This window comes from Cupriavidus sp. C1SS-2L (assembly GCF_057073735.1).
Window position 1 is genome coordinate 25,979 of sequence record NZ_CP172708.1, and the last position, 12,451, is coordinate 38,429.

Consider the following 12,451-nt stretch of genomic DNA (forward strand, 5'->3'; position numbering starts at 1 on the left):
ACAGACCGCAATCGGAAAATTCTGATATTTTTGTCATTATGTAGCGGGCGACGGCAGCAAGCAATCACTCGAAAAGGGGGCTTCCTGAGCGTCCGTATTTAGGCATCGCTAGTCGTTGTCTGCCCTCTCCGAAAGCCATGCGGCAGCGCATCCTGAGTTGCGATTCGAGCGGTGTGTCAAAATTCGTTGCGGATTGGCCTTCGTCATTGACCACCTCCGGCGCCGTACTCAAGAATGGTTGTTGCCAAAACAAGGGCGACCAGGTTTAGCAGCCTGCCCAACACACGCCGGAGGGAGCCGTGCAGCGGCTCTTTTTTCGTCCAATACGCCATCGCACGCCTTAGCCAACGGGCGGGCCTTGGCGGGGGAGCCTTAGGGCTCGCCGGTGTCCGTGTGTGCCGGTCTGCTAACCCTGCCCTGTGCCCGCCCACCCCGATTAGCAGCGGACGGCGGGCCTCCATCACTCACACGGAGGTCTCAATGCAACCGGCCACCCCTGCTCCGCAGGACCCCACCCTCGACCATAAACAAGCCCAACTAGCCCAAAACCTAGCCAAAGCCGACCGCGCCCTGGCCCGCCGCCTCGCCAGAACCACCCTGCCCCCACCCAGCACCCCCGTCACCCTCGAAGACCACATCCTCGAAACCAGCGACGACCTCCTACGCGTCAGCGCCGGGCTCCGTTCCGTCCTGACCCTGCTGGACCTGCAGAGCGACGACATCCCCGATTGCACGGGCCTCCACGCCCTGCTCTTGCCGCTCAAGCAGCAGATCGACCAGAACGCCGACCGCCTGCAGGCGCTTGTCTGACGAGGGACAGGCCCCGCTCACAGCGGGCCTGAAAGCAAAACGGCGCGAGCCAACTGCTCTCGCGCCGTTCTGGTTCTGGCACCGGTGTCGTGCTGCAAGCTGAAGCCTCAGTCTTCCCTCAAGACCCAGCCGCTGATCGCTGCGACGGACTCACGCAACCGCATGCCCGCGCGTTGCGCCTCCAATCGCATCCAGCTCCGCCAGCACAGCATCCGTCAACACAATCTCCCCCGCCCTCAAGTTCTCCCTCAAATGCCCCACCGACGAAGTCCCCGGAATCAACAACACATTCGGCGCCCGATGCAGCAACCAGGCCAGCGCCACCTGCATCGCCGTCGCCCCGATCCCTTCCGCCACCTTTGACAACCCCGCCGACTGAATCGGCGTGAACCCGCCACGCGGAAAGAACGGCACGTACGCAATCCCCTTCTCCGCCAGTTCATCCACCAGCGCATCATCGCCACGCTGCACCGGGTTGTACTGGTTCTGCACACAGACAACCGGCGCAATTTTCCGCGCCTGCGCCACCTGCGCCGACGTCACGTTGCTCAGCCCGATGTGGCGAACCAGCCCCTGCCTTTGCAGCTCGGCCAGCGCAGTGACCTCCCTTTCGATCGAGCCTTCCGTCGGCGCATGGATATCCCCCATGAGCCGCAGGTTGACGACATCCAGCACCTCGACACCCAGATTGCGCAGGTTGTCATGGATCGCTTGCCGGATGGCCTCCGGCTCAAGCGCCGGCAGCCACGAGGCGTCTTCGCCGCGGCGGGCGCCTAGCTTGGTGACGATCACCAGGCCATCCAGTCCAGGATGGAGGGCTTCGCGGATGAGCTGGTTGGTGATGTGCGGGCCGCAGAAATCACTCGTATCCATGTGGTTGACGCCGGACGCGACGGCTTCGCGCAGCACGGCGATTGCGGCGGCACGATACTGTGGTGGGCCGAACACGTCAGGCCCCGCGAGTTGCGTGGTGCCTTAGCGGATGCGGTTCACGGGGGCGGCTGCAGGTTTGTAGGCAGTGGCGGGGCGGCGAACTTGGGACGTGGAGGACATGGCGTCCTCCTTGATTCGGTCTGGCTGAACAGCTTGGCGTGCTCGCGCGAGCGTCAGCGAACGAGGCAGCTCCTGTCGAAGGTCCCATTCTTATCGGAAGCCAAGGCAGTCGAACTCCGACGGAAGGCGCTCACGCTGGTCTCGTCAATTAGGAAATTTCGCGACAGTTTTTTCGAATTCGCCCTATATCCGCCGCTAGTCACGCTTGTAATCATCTTTGCGCCGGGCGCACAGCGCCCAACCCAGCACGACTCCCTCGGGATCCACCATGGCGCAAGCAATCGACGGCAGCACGAACGCGGTGACAGGACGGCAGGCGTATTTCCTTGAAGTACCGAGCGCGCGCAGCGCCGCCGGGCTTTCTGTGGTGTCCTTCACGGCGGTGGAGAGGTTGGGCGAGCCCTACTGCGTCAAGGTGGCATTGACGCATCCCACGGAGCTGGCGCGTGCGGACTACCTGCGCAAGGACGCCACGTTCGTCATCGACCCGGGAGAGGATTCGGAACGCCGGACGTTCGGTGGCTGCATCATGCGGTTCTCCAAGACCAGGACCACCCGGGACTTCTGTGCCTACGAGATGGAACTGCGGCCGAAGGTGGCCCTGCTGACGCTGGCAAAGGCCAGCCGCGTCTATCAGCACATGACCGCGCCGCAGATCATCGAAACCATCCTGCGGCGGCACGGCCTGGAAGGCCATCAGTTCGCATTCAGGATCCGACGGCAGTATCCCCAGCACAAGTTCCGGCTCCAGTACCAGGTGTCGGATTGGGACTATATCCGCCTGCTGATGGAACAGGAGGGGCTGTACAGCTACTTCGTGCCGGGCAAGTTCGGGACGCAGTTTGGCGATCTGTTCACGCTGGGCGATGACATCGATCACTACATCTACCAGCCCGAATTGCGCGTGCCTTATCGGGAGACGGCAGGTCTGGAATCGGGGCTGGAAACTGTGTCCGACCTCCAGACACACGTGGAGACCGTATCGGCCTCGTTCGTCACGGCCGATTACAACCCGGATCAGTCGTACGAGCGCTTCAGGGCCGAGGCCAACATCGCGCGCCAGGACAAGACCACGCACGGACAGGCCTATGTCTACGGCACACACCATCTCGACATGGCAGGTGCCAAATGGGAAGCGCAACTGCGGCACGAGGCCGCGCTGGCCGGGCAAGTCATCTATGAAGGCCAGAGCAATATCCTGGATCTGCGTCCTGCGCGAATTCTACGGATGGATGTGGATCTGCCCGATGCGCCGAACGGGCAGGTCATTACCGAAGTTATCCACAGCGGTGGGCGTGACAAGGCCTACCGCAATACCTACAAGGCCATTCCGTCTGACCGTCGCTATCGGCTGCCGATTGACGAGAACAAATGGCCGCGTATCGCCGGCACGCTGAGCGGGCGGGTCACCTCGCCACAGAACTACAAGTACGCCTACCTGACGCAGCAGGGTCACTACGTGGTTCGCCTGGACCTCGATTTCGACGAGTGGCCGAAGGGCGCCGAGAGTGTCCCGCTGCGGCTGGCTAAGCCTTTCGCAGGGGCGCGACAGACTGGGTTCCACTTTCCGCTGATTGACGGTACTGAAGTGGCCGTCGCGTTTCGGGATGGCGATCCGAACAAGCCCTATATCGCTCACGCGCTGCATCACAGTCAGCATGAAGACCTGATAACGACCAATGATCGCTGGCTGTCGCGCAACGTCATCCGGACGCAGAGCAACAACAAGTTGCGGATGGAGGATTGGGAGGGGCAGGAGAGCATCAAGCTGTCTACGGAGTATGGGGGGAAGACGCAGCTGAACCTGGGCTATCTGGTTGATCGACAGCGCCAGAAGCGGGGGGCTGGTTTTGAGTTGAGGACGTCCGGGTATGGGGCGTTGCGTGGGGGCAAGGGGCTGTTTATCACCGCATACGACCAACGACTTGCATCCGGGCAGCAACTCGATATGCAGGAAACGATCGCAGAACTCGAGCGCGCGTTGAACCTTGCCAGGTCACTTGCCGCCTCGACCCGCCAGACCAGAGCCGAGCCGGCTGATATCGATGCGCAGCAGCAGGCGATTCGTGAGCTGAACAAGCTAGGTGCAGCGGGCTCGTTGATCAGTGCTCCGGCGTCGATTGCCCTTGCATCCGAGCGCAACATTCAACTAGCTGCTGGGAGGAACGTCTCGACCGTGGCTGGCGAGAGCGCTGACATCAGCGCGCTTAAGCGCATCACCATGGCGGCAGGCGATTTGATTTCGCTGTGTGCTCACAGGCTCGGCATCAAGCTCTTCGCGGCCAAGGGCAAGGTCGAAATCCAAGCGCAGAACGACGGACTGAACCTGTATGCGGACAAGCAACTGCATATCGCAAGCGCCAATGCGGATGTACTGGTCAACGCCAAGCTGAAGGCCGTGCTGGCTGCTGCAGGAGGCAGCGTGACTATGGAGAAAGGCGGAGTGGTGATCAAGTGTGCAGGCGACTTCAGGATCGAGGCGGCGTCCTTCACCTTCGTTGGTCCGGGTGGTCAGACGCTACCCCTGCCGGCGCTTCCGAGAAGCGACCTGAAGATTAACAGCCGGTACCCTTCCTCGCACTGAACCATGATCATTAGTCCTCCCTTTTTGCCTGAGAGCGGCCTCACATCAGATAGTCCAGCCACGACCGATCCAATGATGGATGCCGTCGATCAGTTCGAACTGGCCCACCATGGGGTGTACCCGATCGCCTTTGACCGTCGCTGGCATTGCGGCGTGCACCTGACGCCAAGAGAACAGACAGAGCCCGTGCGGGCCATCGCTGACGGTGAGGTGGTTGCCTACCGCGTGAGCCAAAAGGCAATCTCGGACGGGGAGTTGGATGCCAATGGCAACCCCGAATTGAACTCGAATAACGGATTCGTGCTGCTCAAGCATAAGACCGACACCGGCGAGGGGAGGGCGATCACGTTCTACTCCTTGTACATGCACCTGCTGGATATAAATGCCCAGCAGATCATTGCTCCCCAGCCGGTCACTCCCCCGATGACTGGTTCGGCGAGTGCCCTGCCTGCGTGGCTGCTGCATCCAACCGATGGCGTTCAGGTGGGTGGAAACAAGAAGGTCTATCGCAAAGATATGCTGGGCTACTGGGGGCACTGCCATGGCCAGCCTCACCTGCACTTTGAAATCTTCATGACTGAAGGGGACTTCAATGACTACTTCGGGAGTACCCAGCTTGGCCATACTGAACCGACCACGCCAATATCCCGGGATCATTGGGGGCACAGCTATTTCGTAATTCCAAAGAATCAAGAATTCTTGCCACTACCTCCTGGTGCTACTTTTGATACAAGGAAGCAAGTGTATAAGCTGCATGGAGTTACATTCGACAAGTTGATACATGGTCGGAATGTCGAAACGCTATACGTGAAGTCATATTTTCACAAAGGTCAGCGCTATACGCACACTTGGATTGAAAAGGAAGGCAAGTTTACACCGCTAACACCCGAGCCCGTAGGTGACCCCGTGACCGACTACGAATATAGGCTCTACGAGCGGGCGATGGCCTTGTATGAGCAATGTCCTAGCGACGGCTATGAAATGCTTCGCTTTGGTCGAATTTTAAGCACGGACCAACCTAAATTGCCCGAGGCAGCGCGGCAGACGTGGCTTCAGATAACGTACGCTGAAGCGGGGGTTCAAGGCTATATTGATATTAACCAAGTCATCATAAAGAAGCTTTCTGATGCTGATTTCCCGTGCTTTACCGGCTGGAAAAAAATCGACGAGGCGAATTCGCCATTCGGTCAGGACGGAGTCTGCGATTACGATGAGTTGCGCAGGATAGTGGATGTTGTCGAGACATCCGAGACGCCGGCGCAACGGCGCGAGGCCGCCTACAGGCAGGAGGATCAACTGGCCGAATACGTTTACGGCCATGAAGCGGTGCGGAGCAAGCTCAAAGGATTCATTTGCCACGCGCCAAGTGAATGGGAAAAAAGCGGCAACAATGCTCGCTATGCTAGATTGAATGAACCGAACGGCTTCTACGAAAAGCGTAAGAGTATTGATCCCGATGGATACGCTAAGTTCATCAACTTCCTCGAGAAACTCCAGTTTCTCGATCAGATTCCACTCCTGAGTGGTGGAAAAAAATTCTGGTTCTTTCATCCTCTGGCATTCATCAGGCACTTTAGAAGGTGTGGCTGGCTTAGCACTCAGGAACTGGCTCAGTGCTTTCCGCGTACCCTGCTACATCTTAAATTGACGGAGTTCCATGCCTCCAGTACTTCGTGGAATAGTGCCATTTCTCGTGCGGAAAAATGGGTGAAATCGTTCAATATAGGCACCAGGAAATTTGGCCTGGCGAATGGGAGGAGTCGATTGGTGCATTTCCTGTCTCACGTCATTCCTGAGACTGGGAATTTGACCCTCGTCAAGGAAATAGATGGCGAGTTCAGACCGTACAGTCCTTATTATGGGAGAGGCCTAATTCAACTCACGCATCTCGAGAATTACCAATCATACGGGGGGTTCAGGAAATTTCCTGCGCGCAATGCGCCCGCGGTGTTTCAAGCCCTGGGATGGGATCCCAATGATCTGATTGCAAAAGACAATGTCGGAAATCATGATTACATCAATTGTGTGGACAGTGCCTGCTTTTATGTTGTAAGACGCAATGAGATGTTGCGCCACATCGATGCTGGAGTAACCCAGAGGCATGCAATTACTGCAAGTAAGGATGTAAACGGATACGTTGCTATTGAATATCTAAATGGACTTGATGTGAGGCTGCAATCGGTGCTGTATCTGCGAAATATTTTTATGGATGATATTTTCAGTCGAAATCCAATGTCGATATCTTTTGAATGGAGGCGAAACAGTCAACAGGAACCAGTCCTCGATGCCCATGGGCGTCCAGTCGAGACTGGAAATCCTCCTCGTATCAAGAAGAAATTTTATCGAACAACGCACACCATTAATGTCACCTTCGATAGGCAGAAGCCATAATGGGTATTTATATTCGGAATCTTATCGGTGTGGCTTTTATTTTGTTTCCTCCGTTGATATTTTGTCAGACAAATTCGGACGTCTACTGCTTTAGATCTGCCTCAGAGAGCGGTAAATCATCGGATTTCGAAATTCACACCTACTATGATCAAATTTCAAAATGGTCGGGTGGGTTCGTGAGGTATCGAAATTCACGGCAGCCAATAACCGTGGTTTTTCGAGATCGCCTTGAGGAGGAACTAAGCAAGGATAGGCCGTATCAGGTAACCACGACATGGCTTGAGATTCGGGGAAAAAAAATTACCGGCGAGTACGAAATGATGTCTCAAGGTGCCATCATATATTCAATGACATATACAAATTATCGTAATAGCAAGAAAACGGCATTTTTATTCGATCCAAATGTTAGCGCATCAATAGAATTCGGTTGCGAGTGGTAACGGTTCGACATAGACCAGGAAAAAATGCAATGCGCGCTCCCATTCGCATCGGTGATGCCTTAGAGAACGGTGGTGAGGTAACAGGGGGTTCCTCGACTATGGAGTTTATGGGTCGCCCGCTTGCCCGCCAGAGTGATCCGGCCTTATGCGCCGAACATGGCCCAACCACGATAGCCGAGGGCGGTGAGCGCTATCTGGACCAGGACGGCAAGGTTGTGGCAATGCATCTTCACCGCTGTGAATGCGGCTGTCGCTTGATCTCGGCATTACGCAACGTCCACTTTGAATAGGCATGCCGATCGACCTAACCCCAGCCGGTCGAGCTAGCGCTTACCCCGCGCCCGGGCCGGGCCTCCTGCCGTGGTTTGGTATATGGGTAGTTTGCGGTGCCGTCGGCGGGGCCATGGCACTGCTTGCGTGGCCGAAGGGCGCTGCCGCCAGTGGCCCGTGGTTCTGGTTCTGCACTTTTGGAATCCCTAATCTCGTATTTGCAGTTCTGCTGGGAATCGCCCGAGCGAGCTACGAAGCAATATGGATGCACGCCTTCTGCCGCAATTCCGCCCGACGTAAGTGGCTTGTCAGGACGGTTCGTCAAGCGCAGCGACCACTGCAGGTGCTTGGCGTCGCCTACTGTCTCCCGCTTGGTGCGCAGAGTCTCGCCGGTGTGATGACGGGCGCTAAGCCGCTCACAAAGGCGCAACCGCCTCGCTATGGCACAGGCCTACCTGTGCATAACCGATTTGATGATGAGGCTTTTACCTCGTTGTTGGTGGAGGGCAATGATGCCCTTGAGTGGGAAAGGGTTGCCACGATCGTCCTGAAGCTCGAAAAGACGCTGGCTACACTCGCTGCGAGTCTGCAAGCTTTGTCGCAGTACGGGCCCGTCTATGCTCCCACTGTGCGCGTCGTGACTCGCCCTGAACTCGCCGCTCTGCGGACGCAGCAAGTCCGTGAGGCACTGAGACGCGCTGGCTTGCCGCCGCTCGAATGCTTGGCGACGCCAGTCGAGGACGGCCTGATGGTGGCCGATGCGTGGCTCGATGCCAAAGACCGGCGGGCAGTGCTGGTCGTGGGGGCCGAATGGCACGACAGCAGTCCTCCCGTCGGGAGCACTGAAGGCTGTGTAGCGGTACTGCTCAACCCCGGCTTTTATCAATTGCCCGAGCCGGTTCGGGTGCTCGGCACGCTGCATCGGCCCGTGACCGGTGAAGCTAATGCATTGGGCGACCTGCTTCAACTGGCGTTGATCTGGGGCAGCGCGGAATCGTCTTCCGTCCCCTGCGCGTGGATAACCGGCCTTGATAGCCGGCAAGACAGCGCGTTGATCGCCGCTTGGAAAGCTACATCGCAGGAACAACTCAGCGAAGCGGACGCGGTGCGTCGCCCGGACCACGTCGTCGGCGACGCCGGCCCCCTGAATCCCTGGCTGTCTGTAGTCGCTGCCATCACTGGGGGCATGGAAGGGCCACAACTCATCATGGACCGCGCCCAGGCAGCGGTGCTCTACGTCACACCATCATCGCATGACGAATCCGACCAGTAACCTGAAGGTCATTGCCGCAGAAGGCGCGGAGCATCCTAATTCCAGAACTGCCACCGCATGGGGCGTTCCGATTTTCGCCATTAGTATTGCGGCGCTGGCAGCTGGCGTGGCGTGGTTCAGCGGCGACATGCTCGGCTTGCACGCACAGAGCGCCAAGATATCGGCGCTCGTGTGGATCGCAATAATACTGGCGATCGTGTTGGTCACGCATTTCGCAGCACTCCTATTCGGTGCTTACCCGGTCATCGCAAGGCTGTTCGAGCGTGACGCCGGCGAAAAACCGGAAATAGTGCTGAAGCGCGATGCTCGATTGCAAGGCTTGTGCGACGAGCTGCGCGTCCTGCTGGGATGGCGCTGGCGCTATCGTGTGCCTTGGCTGTTGGTGTGCGGCGATGATGCCCAAGTCGACGCCGTAGCGCCTGGCCTGAAGCAGGTCGGTGTGCTGCACATCGCAGACGCGGTTCTGGTGCATCCGTCGCCGGATGGCATCGAAGCGACAGTGTGGCGCAAGCAACTGCGCCAATTGCGCCGTCGCCGCCCGGTCGATGCCGTAGTGCAACTCGTCGCCGATGACCACAGCGCGACAGGAGCCACTGAGCACTTGCGTGTGCTTTCCAGAATTGAGGCTGACTTAGGCTGGGCCGCCCCGTTGACGTTTTTGCATGTGGTGGAAGTCATGGGAAAGCGCCCCGAGAAATTTGAAGCTGTCGGGGCATTTGCGCCGGTGTCGCGCGGTCGGGTACCTCTGTCGACACCGGACGCCTTTGCTTGCGCCCTGGAAGCGTTGGAGCGGCGCGTGGCCATTGCAGGCATGCAACAGTGCCTGGAGCCCTTTCACATAGCCTACCTTGCTGGGGTCTCGTCCTATGTCAGCGCACAGCGCGAGCGTGTCATGGACTGCTGGGCCGCTGTACATGAGTCGAAGTGGCGGCGCGCAACGCTAGCTGGCGTCATGTTTGCGCCACTTTACTCGTGCCTTGCCACGCCTGTACCGGTGCCGCTTCCCGCAGATGAGCTGGCCGACGCAGATTCATTTGGCGAGCGAGTCGAACCTGTGCATATCGAGGACCTCCCAACCGCGCCACAGGAGCAACCCGCCACACTGGCGCCCGCGTGGCAAGCCATTGGTACCCATACGGCCGAGTACCGAGGGCGCCGGGTCGGGATCCATGCCGGCGCCTTTACCACGGTACTGGTGAGCGCCTCCATCGGTCTTTGTATCGCCGGCATGCTGCTCTCCGGCCTACAGAACAAGCACGACATCCAGGCGGCAAATCAGACTGTGCGTGACATTCAATCGGCCCCCAATGCCATCGCGCGCCTGAAGGCACTCGATACCCTGCAACAGCAAATCCAACGCTACGAATACCGCATCCACCACCACGCGCCCCTTTCAACCCGCTTCGGCCTGAACCGAGACGACGAGGTGCTGGCGGCCCTGTGGAAGCCTTACGCCAAGTCCAGCCGAGACCTCCTCATTGCGCCGGTCACGCAGGATCTCGAAGCTTCATTGACAGACCTTTCACAACTACAGACGACCGGCCTCAATGCCGAAGGCAGCAAGTGGGCACTTGCAGGCCGCGACACGCTCAAGACCTATCTCATGCTCGCCCAGCCAGAGCGCGCGGATGCGGCATTCCTTTCGCAGCAACTGGCACAGCACTGGACCACAGATGCGCGAATCACGCCCGGACAAAAACAGGACCTGGCCGAGCGATTTGCCCGGTTCTACGCCGAACACCTGAAGTCCAAGCCCGAGTGGCGCATCACGCCCCGTGCAGAATTGGTAGCCGGCACGCGGCAGACACTGCTGGCCGTCATCGGTGAGCGCAATGCGCAGGACACCATCTACCAAGGCATCCTCGACGGGGTCGGCCACAAATATCCAGACCTGACATTGGCAAGTCTCACCGCCGGCACGGATGCACGTGGGCTGCTGCGCACAACGGCGGTTGTGCCCGGCGCTTTCACGAGACAGGCCTACGAAGAGCATGTCGCTCCGGCCATTGAGCAAGCCGCCAAGCGCCGTGATGTGGTTAACGATTGGGTGCTCACCGACGGCAGACCATCGGCCAGGTCTGACACCGACAACAGTTCGGGCTTGGACCTTCAAACGGCACTCACCGACCAGTACTTCGCCGACTACGCCGAACACTGGCAACAGTTCATGAACACCCTGCAATGCGAACCCGCGCCAACACTGCCCGGCGTGATCGATCAGCTCAAAGTAATGGCCGATGCGCGGCTGTCGCCGGTCATCGCGCTGATGAGGTCGCTCGAATACCAAGGCAGCGCCGGCATCCGCAAGGAGTCGCTGCCAGATGCGCTGGTGAACAAGGCCAAGGACCTGCTGGGCAAGAAGCGCGAAGGCGCCGAGGCAAGCCCCGCTGAGCCTGCAGGGCCACTGACCGCAGGCTTTGGTCCGGTGCTGCGTCTCATCGGCCAATCCGGCCAGGGCAACGCGGGAGAACTGAGTCTGCAACGCTTCCTGGACCGCGCAACGGCACTTCGGCTGCGCTTGCAGCAAGTGTCGAACAGCCCCGATGCTGACGCTCAGGCACGCCAGCTTGCGATGGCGCTGTTCCAGGGCAAGGGCTCGGAGCTGGCCGATACCCAGGCTTACGCCCAGCTCATCGCCGCGAGTCTCGGCAGCCAGTGGGCCGGTATGGGCGACGCCCTGTTCGTGCGGCCGATTGCCCAGGCTACCCAAACCGTCCTGCAGCCCGCGCAGGCAAGTCTGAATGATGACTGGCGGCAGAGCATCGCGTTGCCATGGAAGACGGCATTTGCAGGACGCTATCCGTTCACCAACTCGGCGAATGACGCGTCGTTCGCCGAGCTGGGGCGCTACCTGCGTCCGCAAAGCGGGTTGATCCACACCTTCCTCGTCGCGCAACTTGGCGGCGTACTCGAACAGCACGGCGACCAGTGGCTGCCTGCCGCCAACGCCCAAGGGCTGGCATTCGACCCGGCGTTTCTCAAGACCATCGCCACGCTGCAGCGCATCGGCGCTCACATGCTGGCACAGGGCGATGCGCGATACCGCTTCGAGCTCAAGCCGATCCCGACACCCGGCCTGACCGATACTCTGCTCACCATCGACAACCAGAAGCTGCATTACTTCAACCAGCGCGAGAGCTGGCAGACCATGACGTGGCCTGTGGATAACCTTCAGGCGCCCCGCACCATCCTGCAATGGCAAACGGAAACCGCGGGCACGAGCGCGAACTACGAGTTCGGCGGCCGCTGGGGTCTGGTGCGCATGCTGGAGCGGGCCCGCATTGTGCCGCTGGACAGTGCTACGTTCCAACTCACCTGGCAAGCCGTTCCCGATGCCGACGCAGCACGAGCGGCAGTGAACGATAGCGAGCCCGAAGCCAGGGAGCCATTACGCCCCGACAATGCGGCCAGCCTCACGCCTCGCGATGCCAAAGTGCCGGCGCCATCAGGCATGGTCTATCCGATCCGCTATCAGATGCGCGCCGATGTCGGTACGGGTCCGCTGGAGATGCTGGAGCTACGGGACTTGCAGATGCCGGAGCGAATCTTCATGGTTGGCAAGCAAGTAGGCGCCGTCACGAGCCAGACGCGATGAGCTTCCAGCATTGCGCGGCTCAGCGGACAGCAGGG

Annotated in this window: 6 protein-coding genes and 1 pseudogene; 6 read left to right on the forward strand and 1 reads right to left on the reverse strand. The window is 59.2% G+C overall.

Going from position 1 to position 12,451, the window contains the following annotated elements:
• The first annotated feature begins 480 nt into the window (after positions 1-480).
• The gene (locus tag ACIGJG_RS00070) at positions 481-810 is read left to right on the forward strand and encodes a DUF1484 family protein (RefSeq protein WP_483672607.1); all 330 of its coding nucleotides are present in this window, start codon (positions 481-483) and stop codon (positions 808-810) included.
• 150 nt (positions 811-960) lie between these two features.
• Here the strand turns inward: ACIGJG_RS00070 and ACIGJG_RS00075 are convergent.
• Positions 961-1,785 (reverse strand): annotated as a pseudogene (locus tag ACIGJG_RS00075) (oxidoreductase); the annotation flags it as partial.
• A 346-nt stretch (positions 1,786-2,131) separates the two neighbouring features.
• On the opposite strand from ACIGJG_RS00075, the gene ACIGJG_RS00080 reads away from it, so the two are divergent.
• From ACIGJG_RS00080 to ACIGJG_RS00100, 5 genes are all read left to right on the forward strand, one after another.
• Positions 2,132-4,447, forward strand: coding sequence for a type VI secretion system Vgr family protein (locus ACIGJG_RS00080; protein ID WP_483672608.1), 2,316 nt, complete (start codon positions 2,132-2,134; stop codon positions 4,445-4,447).
• Between the two features lie 3 nt (positions 4,448-4,450).
• Complete coding sequence (locus tag ACIGJG_RS00085; RefSeq protein ID WP_140950465.1) at positions 4,451-6,838, forward strand: M23 family metallopeptidase; 2,388 nt, start codon at positions 4,451-4,453, stop codon at positions 6,836-6,838.
• 547 nt (positions 6,839-7,385) lie between these two features.
• Positions 7,386-7,568, forward strand: coding sequence for a PAAR domain-containing protein (locus ACIGJG_RS00090; protein WP_483673093.1), 183 nt, complete (start codon positions 7,386-7,388; stop codon positions 7,566-7,568).
• Positions 7,569-7,681: 113 nt separating this feature from the next.
• Complete coding sequence (locus ACIGJG_RS00095; RefSeq protein WP_483672609.1) at positions 7,682-8,821, forward strand: hypothetical protein; 1,140 nt, start codon at positions 7,682-7,684, stop codon at positions 8,819-8,821.
• Positions 8,802-12,416: an ImcF-related family protein gene (locus ACIGJG_RS00100; protein ID WP_483672610.1), complete on the forward strand. Its 3,615-nt coding sequence runs from the start codon at positions 8,802-8,804 to the stop codon at positions 12,414-12,416. The genes ACIGJG_RS00095 and ACIGJG_RS00100 overlap by 20 nt, the downstream gene beginning before the upstream one ends.
• Positions 12,417-12,451: the final 35 nt, after the last annotated feature.